This is a genomic window from Finegoldia sp. P2-F-LR, assembly GCF_052932265.1.
Genome location: NZ_JBRFJF010000001.1, coordinates 121,359 through 143,107 on the forward strand (window position 1 = coordinate 121,359; position 21,749 = coordinate 143,107).

18 protein-coding genes are annotated in these 21,749 nt (G+C 29.7%); 3 read left to right on the forward strand and 15 right to left on the reverse strand.

Annotated features, from left to right (window positions below; translation table 11 throughout):
• Positions 1-82: 82 nt before the first annotated feature.
• Positions 83-1,492, reverse strand: coding sequence for a L,D-transpeptidase family protein (locus ACU68W_RS00605; RefSeq protein WP_094205707.1), 1,410 nt, complete (start codon positions 1,490-1,492; stop codon positions 83-85).
• 206 nt (positions 1,493-1,698) lie between these two features.
• Between ACU68W_RS00605 and ACU68W_RS00610 the strand changes: the two genes are divergently transcribed.
• From ACU68W_RS00610 to ACU68W_RS00620, 3 genes are all read left to right on the forward strand, one after another.
• Positions 1,699-2,517, forward strand: a complete 819-nt coding sequence (locus tag ACU68W_RS00610) for a pyruvate, water dikinase regulatory protein (protein ID WP_094205708.1) — start codon at positions 1,699-1,701, stop codon at positions 2,515-2,517.
• A 15-nt stretch (positions 2,518-2,532) separates the two neighbouring features.
• Positions 2,533-5,163: a pyruvate, phosphate dikinase gene (gene ppdK / locus ACU68W_RS00615; RefSeq protein WP_094223491.1), complete on the forward strand. Its 2,631-nt coding sequence runs from the start codon at positions 2,533-2,535 to the stop codon at positions 5,161-5,163.
• Positions 5,164-5,274: 111 nt separating this feature from the next.
• A complete protein-coding gene (locus tag ACU68W_RS00620) occupies positions 5,275-6,504 on the forward strand; it encodes a lipid II:glycine glycyltransferase FemX (RefSeq protein ID WP_094223492.1) in 1,230 nt (409 codons plus the stop codon).
• A 40-nt stretch (positions 6,505-6,544) separates the two neighbouring features.
• Here the strand turns inward: ACU68W_RS00620 and ACU68W_RS00625 are convergent, their stop codons facing one another.
• The 14 genes from ACU68W_RS00625 to ruvB form a co-directional block, all read right to left on the reverse strand.
• The gene (locus ACU68W_RS00625) at positions 6,545-7,885 is read right to left on the reverse strand and encodes an MATE family efflux transporter (RefSeq protein WP_094223493.1); all 1,341 of its coding nucleotides are present in this window, start codon (positions 7,883-7,885) and stop codon (positions 6,545-6,547) included.
• Positions 7,886-7,898: 13 nt separating this feature from the next.
• Positions 7,899-8,777: an Hsp33 family molecular chaperone HslO gene (gene hslO / locus ACU68W_RS00630; protein ID WP_094223494.1), complete on the reverse strand. Its 879-nt coding sequence runs from the start codon at positions 8,775-8,777 to the stop codon at positions 7,899-7,901.
• A gap of 52 nt (positions 8,778-8,829) precedes the next feature.
• Positions 8,830-9,033, reverse strand: a complete 204-nt coding sequence (locus ACU68W_RS00635) for a cold-shock protein (RefSeq protein WP_002836476.1) — start codon at positions 9,031-9,033, stop codon at positions 8,830-8,832.
• Between the two features lie 87 nt (positions 9,034-9,120).
• Complete coding sequence (locus ACU68W_RS00640) at positions 9,121-9,837, reverse strand: class I SAM-dependent DNA methyltransferase (protein WP_002836477.1); 717 nt, start codon at positions 9,835-9,837, stop codon at positions 9,121-9,123.
• Positions 9,830-10,351: a hypoxanthine phosphoribosyltransferase gene (hpt, locus tag ACU68W_RS00645; RefSeq protein ID WP_094208633.1), complete on the reverse strand. Its 522-nt coding sequence runs from the start codon at positions 10,349-10,351 to the stop codon at positions 9,830-9,832. The genes ACU68W_RS00640 and hpt overlap by 8 nt, the downstream gene beginning before the upstream one ends.
• A 144-nt stretch (positions 10,352-10,495) precedes the next feature.
• A complete protein-coding gene (locus ACU68W_RS00650; protein WP_094223495.1) occupies positions 10,496-13,114 on the reverse strand; it encodes a valine--tRNA ligase in 2,619 nt (872 codons plus the stop codon).
• A 14-nt stretch (positions 13,115-13,128) separates the two neighbouring features.
• A complete protein-coding gene (locus ACU68W_RS00655; protein ID WP_094208635.1) occupies positions 13,129-13,737 on the reverse strand; it encodes an MBL fold metallo-hydrolase in 609 nt (202 codons plus the stop codon).
• Positions 13,737-14,183: a D-aminoacyl-tRNA deacylase gene (gene dtd, locus ACU68W_RS00660; protein ID WP_446755941.1), complete on the reverse strand. Its 447-nt coding sequence runs from the start codon at positions 14,181-14,183 to the stop codon at positions 13,737-13,739. The genes ACU68W_RS00655 and dtd overlap by 1 nt, the downstream gene beginning before the upstream one ends.
• Positions 14,183-16,354, reverse strand: a complete 2,172-nt coding sequence (locus ACU68W_RS00665) for a RelA/SpoT family protein (RefSeq protein ID WP_446755942.1) — start codon at positions 16,352-16,354, stop codon at positions 14,183-14,185. The genes dtd and ACU68W_RS00665 overlap by 1 nt, the downstream gene beginning before the upstream one ends.
• Positions 16,355-16,418: 64 nt before the next feature.
• Complete coding sequence (recJ, locus tag ACU68W_RS00670; protein WP_094208638.1) at positions 16,419-18,161, reverse strand: single-stranded-DNA-specific exonuclease RecJ; 1,743 nt, start codon at positions 18,159-18,161, stop codon at positions 16,419-16,421.
• A 66-nt stretch (positions 18,162-18,227) separates the two neighbouring features.
• Positions 18,228-18,536 (reverse strand): preprotein translocase subunit YajC, encoded by a 309-nt coding sequence (yajC, locus tag ACU68W_RS00675; protein WP_094208639.1) that lies wholly within the window; start codon positions 18,534-18,536, stop codon positions 18,228-18,230.
• Between the two features lie 23 nt (positions 18,537-18,559).
• Positions 18,560-19,699: a tRNA guanosine(34) transglycosylase Tgt gene (gene tgt, locus ACU68W_RS00680; RefSeq protein WP_094208640.1), complete on the reverse strand. Its 1,140-nt coding sequence runs from the start codon at positions 19,697-19,699 to the stop codon at positions 18,560-18,562.
• Positions 19,692-20,729, reverse strand: coding sequence for a tRNA preQ1(34) S-adenosylmethionine ribosyltransferase-isomerase QueA (queA, locus tag ACU68W_RS00685; RefSeq protein ID WP_446755943.1), 1,038 nt, complete (start codon positions 20,727-20,729; stop codon positions 19,692-19,694). Before queA ends, tgt begins: the two co-directional genes overlap by 8 nt.
• Before the next feature lie 9 nt (positions 20,730-20,738).
• On the reverse strand, positions 20,739-21,746 hold the full coding sequence (gene ruvB / locus ACU68W_RS00690) for a Holliday junction branch migration DNA helicase RuvB (RefSeq protein ID WP_094205723.1): 1,008 nt from the start codon (positions 21,744-21,746) through the stop codon (positions 20,739-20,741).
• Between the last annotated feature and the right edge of the window lie 3 nt (positions 21,747-21,749).

A 21,749-nucleotide genomic window follows, 5' to 3' on the forward strand; every position in this document is an offset into this window, starting at 1 on the left:
TTTTCTTTACATATAGAATACCATTAATATTTATTTTTTTACAATAAAAAAAGTCGACTATTATAAAATAATCGACTAATTTTTAATAGATTACAACTGGCATTCCATTTTCAGACGAATTAAAAATTGTACGAACATGATTTATAGGAGTATTTATACAACCATGACTTCCAGCACCATTAAAGATTTGTCCACCGTAGGCGGCCCTTCCCTTTGTATCGTGAATTCCTACACCAGTATAGTCAATTTGCATCCAATAATCTACATGAACTTTATATTTTGATCCGTCTGGATTAAATCCTCTTAAAAATCTATCAGTTTCTTTTGACCAAATTTCAAATAAGCCTGTTGGTGTTTCGTGGTCAATTGATGGGTCTCCTGTAACAACAGGTGTGTCTAATACTAGTTTACCATCTTTAAAATACCACAAATGTTGTGCTCCCAAGCTTATTTCAATATAGCTTTTTCCAAGAACTCCATTATTTCGGCTTCTTCTGCTATATACTAAATCACTGTCTATGGTTTTACCGTTTTTTAAAGCATCTGTAATCATAGCTACTGTTTGTTTTTTGTTAATTTCATTTCCAAAAACTTTTGCTTTAACTTTTATGGATTTACCATTATGAGTTGTAAAATCAAAATCTTTTCCAACAACTTCAAATTTTTCTTTCAAGTCATCTACAAAAATTCTAACTTTTTTATCTTCAAACTTATAATTTTCATCTAAGAAAATAGAATTATCTTCTATTTTTTGTGATTCTCCGTTTGGCAATTTTAAAGTAATAGAAGCTTTTGCAATATTTTCAAGTTCTTTTTTGTTTGGCTCCAATGATTTTTTTGTAACTTGAGGATTAATATATTCTGAAGATAATTTGATTTCATCCTTGTGTTCATTAAAACCTTTTATTACGGATTCACAAACTTTATCCAAATCAAGCTTATTACCTAATTCTTCAGGTTTGATTATTGCTTTTTTGTTTTCAAAAATCAATTGGGCGTTTTTTGGTTCTTTGATATTTTTGAATAGCTCACTATTTTTAATCGTTTCTTTTAATTTTTTAGAATCTACACTTTTCTTAACTTTTACATCTGTTTTTATTCCTTTAATAAGTTCTACTGGCCACAAAAAACCATGTTGTACATAGGTTTGATTTTCCAAAGCAACTTGTTTTAAACCCGCTTGTGAATTATTCAATGTAACAGTTTTATTATCTCTTCCTATAATTGATGTAGTTTGCTCATCAAAAATGTTTTTAACATCAGAAATTTTTCTTACTCCTAAACTTTCACCATTAATTTTCGCGTTAGGATAAGTCATGAAGCTAAAAAATATTGAAACCAATATATAAATACCTAAAAGAATTGAAACAACCCAAATCCATGATTGCGATTTTTTTGATTCTTTCAGTTTATAGATACTATCATTTTTTGAAGACTCATTATTCATTTGACTAGTTTTATTGTCTTCATCTTTTTGTAAATCATTTTTCAATTTATCACCTTCTATTAATTATTCCTGTACCTAGAATGATATCATAAATACACAACACTAGTAAACATTTATATTAAATTATACTTTTTCTATAATCTATACTTAATCAAATTTGTGATAATTTTAAATAAAATAACAAAGATTTGCTTTAAAATTGTAAAAAATGATGTATAATTAAATTGATAATACAAATAAAGGGGTGAATTATGGAAAATATTAATCTGGTAGTTTTATCTGATTCTACCGGGGACACAGGTGATCAAATAGCAAGAGCCGCTTTAGCTCAATTTGATATTACTTGTGAAAATGCTAAATTTCACTTATTTGGACATATCCGATCTATTGAGCATCTTAATTCTACATTACAAAAATGCTTAGAAATGGATAATATTATCATATATTATAGTTTAGTTGAAGAAAGTTTAATTGATAGTTTAAAGAAATTTTGTGATATGAATAATCTCATATCGGTAGATATTTTAACTCCATCAATTGTAGCCATCCAAAGGCTAACAAAACGATCTCCAGCAACAAATCCAGGTGCATTACGTAAACTTGACGAACATTATTTTAGAAGAATCGATGCAATAGAATTTGCTGTACGATATGATGATGGAAAAGATCCAAGAGGAGTCGCTAGAGCTGATATAACGATTATTGGTGTTTCTAGAACTTCGAAAACACCATTATCTATGTATCTTGCAAATAAGCATTACAAAGTTTGCAATATTCCACTTGTACCAGAGTCACCAGTCCCAAAGGAACTTTTTGAAATCGAACCAAAAAGAGTCATCGGTCTTACTAACTCTCCTGATAAGCTAAACAAAATCAGAAAAGAAAGACTAAAATCTATGGGATTGCCAACTGAAAGTACATACTCTGATTTGGGTAGAATACTTGACGAATTAGATTATGCTGAGAAGGTAATGAAGAAAATCGGATGTCCTATAATAAACGTTTCTGACAGAGCAATTGAAGAAACGGCAGAAGTTATTATCAGACATCTAAAAAAAATGAATGATTAAAAAGGAGTTTTTTAAATGACAGAAAAATATGTTTACAGTTTTAAAGAAGGTAATAAAGACATGCGAAGCCTTCTTGGTGGAAAAGGTGCCAACTTAGCCGAAATGACTAATATGGATATACCTGTTCCAACAGGATTTACTATTACTACTGAAGCTTGTAACAAATTTTATCAAGAAGACGAAAAATTATGGGATGGATTATTTGAAGAAATCAAATCTCATATTGAAGAAACAGAAAAAGAATTAAACAAAAAATTTTCCGATGAAGAAAATCCTCTACTGTTTTCTGTTCGTTCTGGAGCTGTAATATCAATGCCAGGCATGATGGACACAATCTTAAACCTAGGTTTAAATGATAAATCTGTTATCGGTTTAGCCAAATCAACTAATAACGAAAGATTTGCTTATGATTCTTATAGAAGATTTATTCAAATGTTTTCAGATGTTGCAAGAGAAATTCCTAAAGTATTATTTGAAAACGAATTAGATAAAGTGAAAGAAGAAAAAAACTTTACAGATGATACAGATCTTGATACCGAAGATTTAAAGAAAATTGTTGAAAAATTCAAAGAAATCTACAAAGAAGAAATTGGCGAAGATTTTCCACAAGACCCTATCGATCAATTACGATATGCTATAGAAGCTGTTTTTAGATCTTGGAATAATCCTAGAGCCAAAATTTATAGACAATTAAACGGCATCGACGATAATTTAGGTACTGCAGTAAACATTCAATCAATGGTATTCGGTAACATGGGAAATACATCTGGAACAGGTGTTGCATTCTCAAGAAACCCTGCAACAGGTGAAAATAAATTATTTGGTGAATTCTTAATGAATGCACAAGGTGAAGATGTTGTTGCTGGTATAAGAACTCCTCAACCAATCAGTCAATTACAAGACGTTATGCCTGAAGTATATGAACAATTCCATTCTATAACTAAAAGATTAGAAGAACACTACAGAGATATGCAAGATTTGGAATTCACAATTGAAAATTCTAAATTATATTTACTTCAAACTAGAAACGGAAAAAGAACTGCTATCAGCGCACTAAATGTCGCAGTAGATCAAGTAAATGAAGGTTTAATTTCAAAAGAAGAAGCTATTTTAAGAATTGAACCAAATAGTTTAAATCAACTCCTACACCCTACTTTTGATCAAAAAGAATTAGAAAATGCTGAAGTTATTACAAAAGGTTTAGCTGCTTCACCTGGAGCCGCTAGTGGTCACGTTTATTTTAGTGCTGAAGATTGTAAAACAGCTGCATCTAATGGCATTAAATCAATATTAGTTCGTCAAGAAACATCTCCTGAAGATATTGAAGGTATGATTAAAGCCGAAGGTATATTAACTGCAAGAGGAGGTATGACATCTCACGCTGCAGTAGTTGCACGTGGAATGGGTGCATGCTGTGTAGCAGGTGCTAGTGAAATAAGAGTAGACGAAGAGAACAAAGTAATCAGAGGTAAAAACATCGAAATCAAAGAAGGAGATTTGATTTCATTAGATGGTAGCACTGGATATGTTTATAAAGGAGAAATTTCTAAAGTAAGTCCAGAACTAACTGGTAACTTTGCACAATTTATGCAATGGGTTGATGAAATTAAAAGATTAGGTGTAAAAACTAATGCAGATACTCCAAAAGATGCACATCAAGCAAAAGAATTTGGTGCTGAAGGAATAGGATTAACAAGAACTGAGCACATGTTCTTCAACGAAGAAAGAATTCCAATCGTTAGACAAATGATTCTCTCAAACACTACCGAAAGAAGACAAAAAGCTCTTGATAAATTAAGACCTTTCCAAGAAGAAGACTTTTACAACATTTACAAAGAAATGGGAGATTTATCAGTTACTATCAGACTTTTAGATCCACCACTTCATGAATTCTTACCAAAAGAAAAACATGACATTGAAGAATTAGCGAAAGAAATGGATTTAACTTACGATGAAGTAAATGATATTATTTTAGAACTTCACGAAGTAAACCCAATGCTTGGACACAGAGGTTGTAGATTAGCTGTAACTTATCCAGAAATTTATAGAATGCAAGCAAGAGCAATTATTAGTGCTGCTCTAAAAGTTAAAAAAGAAACTTCACATGAAATAGTTCCTCAAATTATGATTCCGCTTGTTGGAGAAAAGAGAGAATTAAAATACGTTAAGGATCAAATAATTGAAGAAATCAATCAAGTATTTGAAGAAACAAATCAAAAACTAGATTATGAAATTGGTACTATGATTGAAATACCAAGAGCTTGTTTAATGGCTGATGAAATTGCCGAAGAAGCTGACTTCTTCAGTTTTGGTACAAATGACTTAACTCAAATGTCATTTGGTTTCTCACGAGATGATGCTGGTAAGTTCTTATCAGAATATAAAGAAAAGAAAATCTATTCAAGAAGTCCATTTGAAAGATTAGACCAAGAAGGTGTTGGTCAGCTAATCAAAATTGCTATTGAAAGAGGTAAATCTTCAAATCCTGATTTGCACGTAGGTATTTGCGGTGAACATGGTGGAGATCCTGAAAGTGTTGAATTCTGTCACAGAATTGGATTAGATTATGTATCTTGTTCCCCATACAGAGTTCCAATTGCAAGATTAGCAGCAGCTCAAGCAGCAGCAAGAGAAAATTTAAAATAATTAGGTTAATTAGATAGAGTAAACATGTTTACTCTATCTTTTTTTTGATTTCTAATAACTTATTATAGAAACAATTTGTGGTATAATGTATGAAGTTAAGGAAGTGATAAAATGGCTTACGAAATGATTACACTTAGTAGTGAAGAACATGATAATTTTGTTAAAAACCATAAATATGGAGAATTAAATCAAATATATAAATGGCAATTTGTAAAAAAAGGATGGATTGGAAAAAATATTGGAATTAAAAAAGATGGCAAACTTGTTGGCGCCTGTTTAATTTTATTGAAAAAACTCCCGGTTCTTCCCTATTATTTTGCATATGCTCCAAAAGGACCAGTAATTGATTATGAAAATAAAGAAGATTTGAAAGCAACTATCCAAATTTTAAAGGATTTCTGCAAAAAGAGTAAAGTTTTTGCATTGAAATTTGACCCTCAAGTTTCTGTGGAAACTGATGGATTGATTGATTACTTAAAAGAACTTGGATGTTACCATCATGGTTTAAAAAAAGGGTTAGAATATAATCAACCTAGATATTATATGATAACTGATATAGATAAATCTGAAAAAGAAGTTATGAATTCTTTTCAATCTAGAACTAAAAGTGTTGTAAAAAAATCGTTGAAAAACGGACTTGAGTGTAAAAGATGTGACAAGAATGAATTATCTAAGTTTTCAAAATTAATGGAAATTACAGCTAAAAGAGATGAATTCAATCACAGAAGTCATGAATATTTCGAGAATTTATATGATGTTTTAAATCCAGATGATGATTGTGAATTATACCTAACTAAGCTTATTCCATCAAGTGTAAAAAAATCAAATGAAGATGAATTAGATCAAATAGATAAACAAGAGCTAAAAATTAAAAATAAATTGGAAAAAGATATAACTGAAGAAAAAAAGAATAATTTCTTAAAAGAACTAGATGTATTAGATAATAGAAGAAAAAGATGTAAAGATTTAATCGAGCAAATGAATGGATACATCGAAAATGATGTTGATGAAATTGTATTATCAGGAGCATTATTAACATTTTGTGGAAAAAAATCATACTATCTTTACGGAGCATCTTCAAATGATTTTAGAGATTTAAGTCCAAATTATTTAATGCAATGGACTATGATGAAAAGAGCTATAGAAAAAGGATGCACATCTTATGATTTCGGTGGAGTATCAGGATATACTCCGGAAGATAATGTAGAAGACCATGAATCCGGATTATATGAATTCAAAAAAAGATTTGGCACCGAAATGATAGCTACAATTGGAGAGTTTGACATAGTGTTTAATAAATTTATAAATAAATTATTTGAATTTGCACTAAAACACAGATAATATAAAAACTAGGATTGATATAATAATCAATCCTAGTTTTTTAATCCAATAAATATTTTAATTTATTTTTGTAAACTTTTCTGTAAAATACAATAAACAAGCTAATTCCCTTACATATAACAAGTGAAGATATAATTACCCATATCCATTCAATTCTCAAGTTATTATACATAACCAGAAGGGACAATGGAATTCTGATAAAATTAAATATAATTCCGTTTATAGAAGGATACTTAGTTAATGAAATTCCATTCAAAAATCCAGTAGTAGCTATTTCTACACACATAAATATTTCAGAAAGCGATAATATTCTTAAATACACTACCCCTATATTTAAAGTATCAAGATCATCTGGAATAAATAGCTTAAATAATTGAGGAGCAAAAGTGAATAAGAATATAGTTGTGAATATTCCAATACCAACACATATCTTCATACCTTTTTTGTATCCTTCCATTACTCTGGAATAGTTTTTCGCTCCATTATTTTGAGCAATAAAGGTAGATAATGCAACACTGAATCCACCTACAGTTAACCATGTAATAGATTCTATTTGATTGCCTATTTTTTGTGCAGCTATAGCTTCTTTTCCCCAATGAGCTATAATAGCAGCCATTATTATAGAAAACGTCGCAAAAAGGCATTCTTGGAGGGCTATAGGAAATCCTAAATCAAAAAGCCTTTTTGCATAAATTAAATGCATTTTTTCTTTCAAGTATTTAAAATATTCAAATCTAACTATCATAAACATAATACATGCTGACATTTGAGCGATAAAAGTGGCAAGGGCGGCCCCTTTTATTCCCATTGGTTTTATAAAACCAAATCCAAATATCAAAACAGGGTCTAATACTATATTAATTCCCAAAGCAATTGTGTTTATTATAAAAGGAATTTTACTTTCCCCCTGTCCATTTAATATTCCTGTTAGAACTGGATTTATGAAGTTAAAAAATATTGAAGCTACAAAAAATCCGTAATACTCAAATGCTAGTTTTGTGACCGATTCATCCAGATTAAAGAAATTTATTATTTGTACTTTAAATAAAACCATTAATAAAATAAATACAAATCCAACTATTAATGCAAATTTTATCGCATTAGATATGTATTTTTGTACAGAATCCATATCCTTTTTACCAATGCAATCTGCTACAGATATTTGTGCACCTACGCTTAACATCATACATATCGCATAACTCAACCATCCAAAAAACCCTACAGTTCCAGCCGCAGCTACTGATTCTATAGACAATCTTCCCAACCAAAATAAGTCCATCAGATTATAACTCATCTGTATAAAAGATGTTGCCATAATTGGTAATGATAAGCTTATTAATTCCCTATAAATATTACCTTCAGTAAGATTTCTAGTTTTCAATTAACACCATCCTTTATATATTATTTCTTAATTTTATCAAATCTTCTTTAGTAAAATTGTATTTTTCATGGCAAAAATCACATACCAATTCAGCCTTTCCATCCTCTTCAATCAATTCATTTAACGTTTTTTTTCCCAATGAAATCAAAGATCTTTCAACTCTATCTCTATTGCAATCACATAAATATTTTACTTCTTTTTCACCCAATAATTTTAAATCAAAGTCTGCAAATAATTGATTTAAAACGTCAAAAGGATTTTCATGATTTACAAATAGAGAAGAAATTGGTGGGAAATTATTAATATCTTTTTCCAATTTATCAATTAATGATTCATCATATCCTGGCAATGCTTGAATAAATAATCCTCCAGCGCTTTTTATCGATAAATCAGTATCTACCAAGACACCTAAAGCCACAACTGTTGGTCTTTGATCAGATTGATAGAAGTAATTACTAAAATCTTCAGCTATTTCACCACTAACTAAACTAGTTTGACCTATATAAGGTTCCTTTAATTTAAAATCTTTTATAACAGTAAGTAGACCATCATTTCCTACAAAATTACCAACATCCAATTTTTTATTAGATTTTGGTGGTAAATCAACTTCTGGATGACTTACATAACTCTTTACCTCTCCTCTACCGTTAACTGTAGAAATTAACATTCCACCTGGTCCGTTTCCTTGTAAATTTAATGTAATATTGTGTTTGTCATTTTTTAATTCGTGACTCATAATTGACGCCATAGTACTTAATCTTCCCAACGCAGCGGATGCTGTTGCTGATGTATTATGAATATCTCTTACTGATTGTACTAACTCCGTAGAATCTACAATTATAAATCTAAATGATTCTGTAGAATCGGTAGCAATATATAATTTATTTATCATATAACCTCCAAATAAAAAACCCCCTAAAAAGGGGCATATTAATAATATTTTATTATAATTTTTTTACATTACAAGCTTGAAGACCTCTAGGTCCATCGGCGATATCAAATTCAACTTCTTGATTTTCTTCTAGTTTCCTATATTCGCCGTTATCTTCCAATGCAGTATAATGCACAAACACATCTCCATGATCTTCTGTTGAGATAAATCCGAAGCCTTTTGTAGCATTAAACCATTTTACAGTCCCTTTTGTCATATTTCCTCCAATATTTAACGTAGTTTTCATTTACTATATTAATATAACATACACAATAAAAATATACAACGAAATAATTATCGTTACCTAATAACATATAAATAATGCGCGTTGGGTACAATTATTAAGAGTTTTACCTGTATCAAAATCTATTATTTTAACAGTATTAAAACCACTGTTGTACAACATAAATCTTAGTGCATCCAAACTATAAACTTTTTCTGTTTGAGTTTCCCTAATCCTTTGATAAGAATTATCCTGATTTTTCACAAAAAAGTCAATATAAAAATCTATCAAATTATCTTCTTCATAATATTGATTAACCCAAGTATAAAAAATATCCTCATATTCATACACAAAGTGATTGTTACCCATTACTTCTATTAGCTTATAAGGAGTGTTTACATCAAACATAAACACTCCTGTACAATTTTCATTAATATTTGAGAACAAATTCTGTAGTTTTTCTGAGTCTAGTATATAGTTTATTGTATCTAAAGTAGAAAAAATAAAATCATAATTTTTTGTTAGCTCTAATTGACATAAATCCTCATTAATAATATTGATATTAGAAAATTTATCTGCACAAATTTTCAACATTTCTTTACTAAGATCCACTCCAGTATAATTAATTGAAGAGTTATAGAAGTATTTTGTCATATTTCCACTGCCGATTCCTAACTCAAGAATAGATTCTGGTTTTATGTCTAATTTTTTTAATTCTTTTTTGATAACTTCAGAATACTCTTCATAATCAATATCAAAAGTTAATTTATCATAAATATACGCAAATTCTTTATACATCTTGATTCCAAATGAAAATGTAAGGTATATTTCGATATGATGATTTATAGTTCAAACCATAACCAACTATAAAAACATCATCAATTTCAAAACCAACGTAATCTGCGTTATATTCAACTTGTCTTCTGCTTGGTTTATCTAGCAATACACATGTTTTAACACTTTTTGGATTTTTTTGTTTAATATATTCCAAAGTATTTACGATTGTATTTCCAGAATCAATAATGTCATCAACTATTAACACATCATAGTTTTCTAAATTTTCTCTTACATCAGTAAGGATTTCTACTTTACCTGTTGATTTTTCAGCGTCTTCATAAGAAGATGTAGTCATAAAATCAATACAAATTGGCATATCTATTTGTCTAACCAAATCAGACATGAACATAAAACTTCCTCTAAGAAGAGATACTACACATAAATTCTTATCTTTGTAATCTTTGGTAATTTGAGCACCTAATTCTTTAACTTTTTCTTTAATTTGTTGTTCACTTAATAATATTTCTTCTTTCATTATTCACCCCTGTATTTGAACTATTTACATTCTCATCTATCTTTTTTTCAATCTTCTCTAATTATACTAAAATTTTATTTAAAGTATATTGTACGCTGACCAACACCATAATCAAAACAAAACCAAATATGATTTTGAATTTCATTACATATTTTCCTTAATAGAACTAATAGAATTATTAATATCGTCAATTAAATGTGAATATTTTTCGACTTTTTCTTTTTCTTTTTCGACAAGTGCTTCAGGAGCTCCTTTTAAGAATCCTTCATTTTTTAGTTTTGATTCCGCTCTCTTTAATTCTGATTTAGCTGTATTTAATTCTTTTTCTAGTCTTTCTAATTCTTTAGAATAATCAATTAGATCATTCAATGGAATAATGATTTTATAAGAATCTTTAACAATTACTATATTATTATCTTCTGATATATCTTCGTTAACCTTATATTCGTTAATAGAAACACTTGATCTAAATAGTGACTCTAGTTTTTTAAAATCTTCTTCCAAGCTCTTATCAGATGTCAATATATATATATCAGATTGTTTTTTAGGCGCAATATTCATTTCTTGTCTTGAATTTCTAATACTAATTACAGATTCAACTAACTTGTCAATAATTTGCTCTTCGTTTTTATATGACTTTGTTTCAGAATATTTTGGCCATGTTTCGTTAATCAACATATCATTTTTATTAGGAAGATAGCTATATATTTCTTCTGTGATATATGGCATAAATGGATGTAATAATTTTATTACATTAGTCAACGTATAAATCAAAACTGAGATTGCAGATTCTTTTAAAATAGAATCATCTCCATAGAGTCTTGGTTTAACTAATTCAATGTACCAATCACAGAACACATTCCAAGTAAAATCGTATATTTTTTCAGCTGCTATACCAATTTCATATTTATTTAAATTAGTAGATACTTCATCAATGACATCATTTAAGCTTGATATAATCCACTTGTCTTCAATTTGTAATTCGACATCATTGATGTTTTTAACATGATCTTCTACATTCATGAAAACAAATCTGGATGCGTTCCATAATTTATTGCAGAAATTTCTATTCGCTTCTACTTTTTCCATGTAGAATCTTGAATCATTTCCAGGAGTATTACCAGTGATTAACGCAAATCTTAACGCATCTGCTCCATATTGATCTATAACTTCTATAGGATCAATACCATTTCCTAAAGATTTTGACATTTTTCTTCCTTGAGAGTCTTTAACTAATCCTGTCAAGTAAACATCTTTGAAAGGAACTTCTCCTAAATTATAAAGTGAAGAGAATACCATTCTAATTACCCAGAAGAAAATAATATCATATCCTGTTACTAGAACATTTGTAGGGAAGAAATATTTCAAATCTTCTGTTTCGTTTGGCCATCCTAATGTGGAAAAAGGCCATAATGCAGATGAGAACCATGTATCCAAAGTGTCTGGATCTTGAGTATATTTTTCAGGGTCTGGATTTTTTCTTGCAACCACAACTTCACCTGTTTCATTATGGTAATAAACCGGAAGTCTATGTCCCCACCATAATTGACGAGAAATACACCAATCTCTAATGTTTTCTAACCAATTTACATAAACTTTTTCGAATCTTTTTGGAATAAATCTAATTTCTTCATTTTTATAAGCGTCTAAAGCTAATTTTGCTAACTGTTCCATCTTAACAAACCATTGTTTACTGATTAATGGCTCAACAGTAGTATGGCATCTTTCACAATGACCTACGGCATGTTCATGTTCTTTTACTGAATCTAGTTGTCCGATTTTTTCCAAATCTTCGATAATTAATTTTCTTGCTTCATATCTATCTAATCCAGAATATTTACCATATCCGTCAACAATCTTTGCATCCTCATCAATTACAACACATTGACCTAGCTCATGTCTTGCACCTACTTCAAAGTCATTAGGATCATGTGAAGGAGTAATCTTAACAATTCCAGTTCCAAATTCCATATCCACATAGCTATCAGCAATAACTTTAATTTCTCTATTAACTAATGGTAATATCAAAGTCTTTCCAACAATGTCAGTATATCTTTCATCATCTGGATTTACAGCGACTGCCAAATCACCCAATAATGTTTCTGGTCTAGTAGTAGCTATTACAATATAATCATCAGAATCCTTGAATTTATATCGAATATTCCAAAAATGTCCCGATTCATCTTCGTGGACAACTTCTATGTCGCTTATTGCAGTATGACAATTTGGACACCAATTTACAATTCTGTCACCTTGGTAAATCAAATCATCATTGTACATTTTTATGAATACTTCTTCTACTGCTTCTGTTAAATTGTCATCAAGAGTAAAAGCTTCTCTACTCCAATCACAAGATACTCCTAATTTTTTTAATTGATTTTTGATATTTCCACCGTATTCACGTGTCCAGTCCCAAGATGCTTCCAAAAATCCATCTCTACCTAAAGATTCTTTGGATTTTCCTTCTTCTTTTAATTTACTTACAACTTTTGCTTCAGTTGCAATACTAGCATGATCTGTTCCTGGAACCCAAAGAGCACTATATCCATCCATTCTATTTTTTCTAATCAATATATCTTGAATAGTGTTATTTAACGCATGTCCAAGGTGTAAATTACCTGTTACATTTGGTGGTGGCATTACAATTGTAAATGTTTTTTTATCATTATCAATAACGCCTTTGAAGTAACCTTCATTTTCCCAAATTTTATATATCTTATCTTCAAAATCTTTTGGATTGTAATTTTTTTCTAAATTTTTCATAATTCTCCTAAATTTTATTTAAAATATGGATTGTATTTCTTTTCGTCACCAATATTAGTTTCTGGTCCGTGTCCAGGATAAACTTTTATATCATTATTTAAAAGTTTTAGCTTTTCAACACTATTTTTAATGTCTTCAAAACTTGCAGTTGGCAAATCATATCTACCTATTGAATTCTTGAACAACATATCTCCTGAAAACATTACATCCTTGTAAATATAGCAGCTAGAGCCATAAGTATGACCTGGAGTTTCTAAAACTGATATTTTAGAATCATTAAACTCAATCGTATCTCCTTCTTTTATATAATAATCTGCTTTTAAAGTAATTGGATTTCCAACTTTTCTTGTATAATTTTTTTCAGGATCTTCAAGTAAATCTTTTTCTTTTTCTGGAGCGTAAATAACTGTATTTAGCTTATTTTTTAATTCTTCAGCTGCAAATATATGATCAAAATGACCATGTGTAATCAATATAAATTGTATTTCTAAATTACGATTTTTGATATATTCACAAATATCATCAGCTTGTGCACCTGGATCCACAACAAAACATTTATTATCTTCCGATAAAATGTACATGTTTTCTCCATATTTTGTAGTAACTATTTTGTCTAATGTCATTATTCACTCCTACTATCTATAATTATCGTAACTGGTCCATCATTTGTAAGTGATACCTTCATATCAGCTCCAAATTCCCCAGTTTGAAAAGGTACATTTTCTTTTTTTAACTCTTCAATAAACTTTTCGTATAAATCTCTAGCAAATTCTCCTTTGGCACATTTATCAAATGATGGTCTATTCCCTTTTCTAGTACTTGCATACAATGTAAACTGAGAGACAAGTAAAATTTCATAATTTAAATCTTTAATTGAAAGATTAAGCTTATCTTCTTCATCAGAAAATATTCTTAAATTAACAAGTTTTCTGATGCAATAATCAATATCCTGTTCATTATCTTCCCTATGAATTCCTAATAGTACTAAAAAACCATCTTTAATTTCACTTTTTGTTGTACCATCTATTTCGACGTTTGTTTTATTAACTCTTTGAACTAATAATTTCATTATGAATTCACCCTAAAAACGTCTATAGTTCCTTTAATATTTTTAATTCTAGCAATTACTGTATCGATCTGAGAACTAGAACTAATTTCTAATATTATATTAATTGTTACCGTTTTATCTTTATTTGTTCTAGTGTTAAATGTTTTAATGTTTAATTTGCACTCACTTATAACTTTAGTTATATCAGCAAGATAACCGACATTACTAAAAGATATTATTTGAAGTTCAACTTGATAATTATGATTGATTAAATTATTGCCCCATCTAACTGTGATTAATCTATCTTTGTCATTGACTGATTTTACATTGGAACAATCTCTTCTGTGAACACTAATTCCTCTACCTCTAGTAATGTAGCCGACTATTTCGTCACCAGGAATTGGGTTACAACATTTAGCCAGTTTTATTTCTACATTATCAATTCCATCAATTACTACTCCACTTTCTTTTGGCTCTTCATTAACAAAATCGACATGATTTGGTTTATTAACAACTTGGTCTGTTTCATAATAGTCTTTGTGATATTCCTTTAGCTTAGGAATAACTTGCGTAACCCTTGTGGAACCATAACCAATAGCAGCGTACAAATCATCAGTAGATGAAAAGCTTAATTTACTTGCAATTTCTTCAAGCCATTCTCTTTTTAGTAATTCATTGAAACTATAGCCCATTTTTGCAACTTCTTTTTCAAGCATATCTCTTCCAGAAACAATATTCTCAGTTCTTTGTTCTTTTTTAAACCACTGTTTAATTTTTGTTTTAGCTTGAGATGTTTTTACAATTTTAAGCCAGTCTTTTGAAGGACCTGAATTTGGATTTGTGAGAATTTCAACAACATTTCCTGTTTTTAATTTGTAAGTTAATGGTACAATCTTTCCGTCGACTTTTGCACCAACACATTTGTTTCCTACTGCAGAGTGAACTTTGTACGCAAAATCAATCGGTGTTGAACCAGATGGCAAATCCATTACATCACCTTTTGGTGAGTAAACAAAAACTTCATCATTGGCGAATTCTTCTTTGAATAAATCCATGAATTCTTTTGAATCTGTATAATCTTTTTGCCAATCCATGATTTCTCTTAGCCACGCTAATTTGCTATCATATTTTGATTTTTTATTAGTAGTACCTTCTTTGTACTTCCAATGAGCAGCAATACCATATTCAGAAGTTTTATGCATTTCCCAAGTTCTAATTTGTATCTCATAAGTTCTTCCGTCATGAGCTAATATTGTAGTGTGTAAAGATTGGTACATATTAGGTTTTGGTGTTGCAATATAATCTTTGAAAGTATTAGGGATTGGTCTGAAAAATCTATGAGCAATTCCTAAAACATCATAACATTCACTTTCTTTATTGACTATAACTCTGATGGCTGATAAGTCTTTAATTTCTTCAAAAGCCAAATGTTTTTTGTACATTTTTTTATATATTGAAAATACACTTTTTGGCCTTCCAAAAATCTCCGCTTTTATATTATATTTTTCAAGTTCATCTTGAAATTGTCTTATAATATTTTGTATTTGGGATTCTCTTTGTTGTCTAGTTTCGTTTATTTTATTTACTATATCTTGATAAATATTTGGTTCCAAATACTTTAAGCTTAAATCTTCTAATTCCCATTTTATTGTAGACATACCAAGTCTGTGAGCAAGTGGTGCATAAATTTCTAAAACTTCATTGGCTTTTTCTATCTGCTTTTCACGAGTCATGTATTCCAAAGTTCTCATATTGTGAAGCCTGTCAGACAACTTAATTATTATAACTCTAATGTCTTTGGCCATTGCCAATATCATTTTCTTTAAATTTTCTGCTTGATTATCTTTTTTAGTTTTAAATTTGATTTGTTTTAATTTTGTAACACCATCGACCAGGTCAGCTATTTCCTTGCTAAATAAATACTCTAAATCTTCGTAAGTTATTTCTGTATCCTCTACGACATCGTGAAATAGCCCGGCTATGATAGTTGCATCATCCATGTTCAAAGAAGCCAAAATTTTAGCTACAGCCATCGGATGAATTGCATAAGGCTCACCAGAATTTCTAAATTGTCCCTCATGAGCTCTAACCATGTAGCCATATGCTCTAGTTATCTCATCTACATCAGTATTTGGATTATATGATTTTATAGATTTTATCAAACTTTGTAAATCCGATTGTTCATAATGCATAAAGCTACCTCCTAATAATTATTTTGTTATAATTATACCATAACATGAGCATTATTGTTAACACTTACCTTAAATCAATTAAATTTAATTGAATATTCTTAACATTATTAAAATCATTAATCTCAGGGTAGTATATTATATCTATTTTTGCATTACTAGCAATACTGTTTTCAAGTTGAATCATTACATTTTCACCGAATTTTTCTAATAAATAATTATATTTTTCTATAGCTTCTGAAAACATAATTGCATCAATTGTTTTATTATTTTTGAGTAATTTCAACTTCAAAACATTCTTATTTTTTCCAATCATCCTTGCAAAAATAATTTCCAAGTTTTTATCTCCCAAAATCGGTCTAGGATTATCCTTGCCAAAAGGACGAAGACGATCGATTTCTTCTATCAAATCAAAATCTATCTTGTCTACATAAAAGCTTGAATCAATAAGGATTTTTTTTACAAAATCCTCTTTGGTAAGTCTACTTCTTTGATTAACTTTAGTTCTAAACTCATCTAATTTATCTACTTCAATTGATAATCCACACGCCATAGGATGACCACCAAATGATACAAACAGTTCTCTAAACTCATCAAATTCTTTGAATATATCATACTCTGAAATACTTCTTCCTGATCCTTTAAGAACATCTTGATTTTCTGATTGTGTTAGTATTAACGTTGGTTTATTGTATTTATCTTTAATTCTTCCAGCTATGATTCCACAAACACTTTCATGAATTCCTTCAACATTACAAATCAATATATCATCATTTATCAGTCCTGTGTTTTCAATTATTTCGACAGCTTTATTAAATCCATCTTCTGTTAATTTTTTTCTTTTTTCATTGAGATCAACTAAAACTTTAGCGTAAGCTTCTACATTATCCATGTTTTCATCACGAAATAGTTCAACGCCTAATTTTGCAGTATCTAATCTTCCGGCGGCGTTAATACATGGACCAATAATAAATCCTAAACTGTAAACATTTACTCCATTTTTAATTCCAGTCATATCAATCAAGCATTTTAATCCGTAATTCTCTGTATTATTGATTTCTTCTAATCCTTTAATCACAAAATATCTATTTTCGTCCTTTAAATCTACGATATCACATACAGTTCCCATTGCTACATATTGGAGCAAATTTTCACATTGTAACATACCGTATCCTTTTTTGATATTTATAGCCTGAATTAATTTATAAGCAACCCCTGCGCCACATAAACTTTTAAATGGATAATTGCAAGTCAGCTGTTCGGGGTTAATGACTGCATCAGCATTTGGAATGATTTCTTTTCCATCAAGTTTTATTGTTTGGTGATGATCAGTTACAATTATTTTTATTCCATTTTGTTTGGCATAATCACATTGTTCTATAGCACTTATACCATTATCACATGTTACTATTAAATCAATATTATCTTCAATACATTTGTCTATTATGCTAAAAGAAATCCCATATCCATCAATCATTCTATTAGGAATATCATAAGAAAGTTTATCTGTAAAATATCCAAGTCCATCTAATAAAGTCATTGTCGATGAATTTCCGTCTTGATCGTAATCGCCAACTATTCTTATATTTTGCTCATTTTCAATAGCATTTATAATTATTTCCACAGCTTTGTCCATATCTTTCATTAAAAATGGATTATGATATGAATTTTCTGCATTAGGATTCAAAAAGGTTTCAAAATTTGTAATATCTCTATTTAATAAAATCTTTGCTATTAATGGATGAATATTATATCTTTGAGATACTTCGCTAAAATTATTACCTCTATTATTTATTAACCATTTATTCATTCATTTTCTCCAAATAAAAAAATGGATTTATAGCTCAAATTTTAAATTTGAGCTATAAATCAATTTCTATTTTTCTTCATTATCTTCTTTTTTGCTTTCTGTTGCTTTTGCTGCTTTTACATTTGATGCAATAGCATTTTTAACAAATTCAAGTCTTGTTTTTTGTGATGCAGTTTCCAAGATGACACTATCATCAGTTACAGAAACTATTGTTCCCTTAACTCCACCAATTGTAATTACTTCGTCTCCAACTTTTATAGCGTTTCTCATATCCATTAATTGCTTTTGTTGTTTTTGTTGTGGACGAATCATTAAAAAATACATTACAGCAAAAAGTGCAATCAAAGGCAATAATGATGCTAACATTTTTGGCATAATAATCCTCCTTAAATATTTACTTATTTAATATTATCACATTTTTGATGATAATCATAACCATAATTTCTATAGAATTCATCTTTGAATTCTAAGTATCTATCTTCTTCTATAGATTTTCTAATATTTTCCATCAATTTGATTAAAAATCTCAAATTATGAATAGACAATAATCTTGCACCTAAGATTTCATCTACATTTAGTAAATGTCTGATATATGCTCTAGTATGATTTTTGCAAGCATAACAATCGCAATTATCGTCAAGTGCAGAAAAATCATCTTTGTATTTTGCGTTTTTTACTACTAATTTACCTTTAGAAGTTAAGGCTGTACCATTACGAGCAATTCTAGTAGGAAGAACACAATCACACATATCAACACCATGTTCAACTGCTTCGAATAAGTAATCCGGTGTACCAACACCCATTAAATATCTTGGTTTATTTTCTGGCATAAAATCAGTTGTAAAATCTAATAAATCAATCATCAAATCTCTAGGTTCGCCTACGGATAATCCACCTATAGCATAGCCTGGCAAATCAAAATCAATTGTATTCTTAGCAGAATATTCTCTTAAATCTTTGTACATACCACCTTGAATAATACCAAAAAGATTTTGTTTATCAGTGTTTTTATGATAATCTTTACATCTTTTAAGCCATCTTAGTGTTCTTTTCATTGAGTCTTCTGTGTATTCATAACTTGCTGGATAAGGAACACATTCATCAAAAGCCATCATTATATCAGATCCTAAATCATTTTGAATTTCCATTGATTTTTCAGGAGAAATAAAATGTTTTGATCCGTCAATATGACTTCTAAACTGAACTCCTTCCTCAGTAATTTTTCTTGTCTTACTCAAACTAAAAACTTGAAATCCACCACTATCTGTTAGAATTGGTCTATCCCAATTCATGAATTTATGAAGGCCATCTGCTTTTCTGATAATTTCTTGACCCGGCTTTAAGTATAAATGATATGTGTTAGATAGAATTATTTGAGAACCAATAGATTTCAATTCATCATTGTTCATTGCTTTAACTGTTGCTCTTGTGCCTACAGGCATAAAAACAGGTGTTTTTATAACACCATGATTCGTTTCTATAGTGCCTGTTCTAGCTTTGCATTGAGACGATTTTTTCTCTAGTGTAAATTTAAACATTCTTGCCTCCATTTATGAACATAGCATCCCCAAAGCTAAAAAATCTAAAATCATTTTGCTTTGCTTTTTCATAAGCATCAAAAATGTATTCTTTCTTTGAAAAAGCACTTACCAACATCATTAAAGTAGACTTAGGTAAATGGAAGTTAGTTATTAAACTGTCCACGATATTAAATTCAAAGCCTGGATAGATGAAAATATCTGTCCAGCCACTTTCAGCTACTAGTCTTGAATTATTATTGTGTGTAACTGTTTCTAAAGTTCTTACGCTTGTAGTCCCTACCGCTATAATGTTATGTCCTTTACTTTTTTGTCGATTAATAATATCAACGGTTTCTTGACTTATAGTATAATATTCAGAATGCATATGATGATCTTTAACATCATCTACTTTAACCGGTCTGAATGTTCCTAATCCTACATGTAATGTTAAGAATACTACATAAATTCCTTTTTCTTTGATACTTTCTAAAAGTTCATTTGTAAAATGAAGACCTGCCGTAGGTGCTGCTGCACTTCCTTTGTGTTTTGAATAAACAGTTTGGTATCTTTCCTTATCATTCAATTTTTCTTTTATATATGGAGGAAGTGGCATATTTCCAAGTTCATCTAATCGTTCTTCAAAAATTCCTTCATAATCGAATTTTAAAATTCTAGATCCATCTTCTGTAATGTCTACGACTTTTGCGCTTACTTTATCAGAAAATTCTATTACTTGACCTAATTTCATTTTCTTTCCAGGCTTTACCAAACATTCCCACTTATCTTCTGTTTGTTGTAGAAGTAAAACCTCAATTTTTTCTTCTTTTCCTGGTCTGGGTCCAAAAAGTCTAGCGGGAATAACTCGTGTGTTATTACATACTAAAACATCACCAGGGTTTAAATAATCTATAATATTATAAAACTTTTTTATTTCTGTATTTCCGTTAAATCTATCCATAACCATTAGCTTAGATTCATCTCTTTTATCTAATGGAGTTTGAGCGATAAATTTTTCATCTAACTCGTAATCAAAATCATCTGTATTCATCTTATAAAATCACCTCTTTCTAACTATATTAAAATGTTTGTACGCTTTATCTGTGACAATTCTTCCTCTTGAGGTTCTATTGATGAATCCTATTTGCAACAAATAAGGTTCATAAACATCTTCAATAGTAATTCTTTCTTCGCCAGTGGCCGCTGCAATTGTATCAACACCAACAGGTCCACCATCAAAATTATTAATCATTGTCATTATTATTTTTCTATCAACATAATCTAGTCCACATTTGTCTACTTCTAACAAATTTAAACCGCGATTACTTATTTCCTTTGTAATGGTTCCATCTGCTCTTACTTCTGCATAATCCCTAACTCTTTTTAATAGCCTGTTAGCGATTCTTGGAGTGCCTCTACTTCGCCTTGCTATTTCCATAGCACCTTCTTCATCAATGCCTATTCCCAAAACACCCGCAGATCTAGTAACAATTTTCTTCAAACTTTCTATATCATATAACTCTAAGTTTAATAGAACACCAAATCTATCGCGAAGTGGTCCTGTCAATTGACCTGATCTTGTAGTAGCACCAATAAGTGTAAATTTCTCCAAATCTATTCGTAAGCTTCTTGCAGAAGGTCCTTTCCCCACTATAATATCCAAAGCATAATCTTCCATTGCAGGATACAAAATTTCTTCAACAGAACGATTAATTCTGTGTATTTCATCTATAAACAATACATCATCTTTTTGTAAATTTGTAAGAATACTTGCTAAATCAGAAGGCTTTTCGATTGCAGGTCCACTAGTAACCCTTAGGTTAACTCCCATTTCATTAGCTATAATGTGTGCTAAAGTAGTTTTACCTAATCCAGGTGGTCCATATAATAGAGCGTGATCCAATGGTTCATTTCTATTCTTTGCAGCTTCAATAAAAATTGACAATTTCTTCTTGACTTTATCTTGACCAATATAATCGCTCATCCATTTTGGTCTTAAATTAAAATCAATATCTTCGTCGCTTTTCGTAAAAGATGCTCCAACAATTCTATCGTTTTTATCTTCCATTTT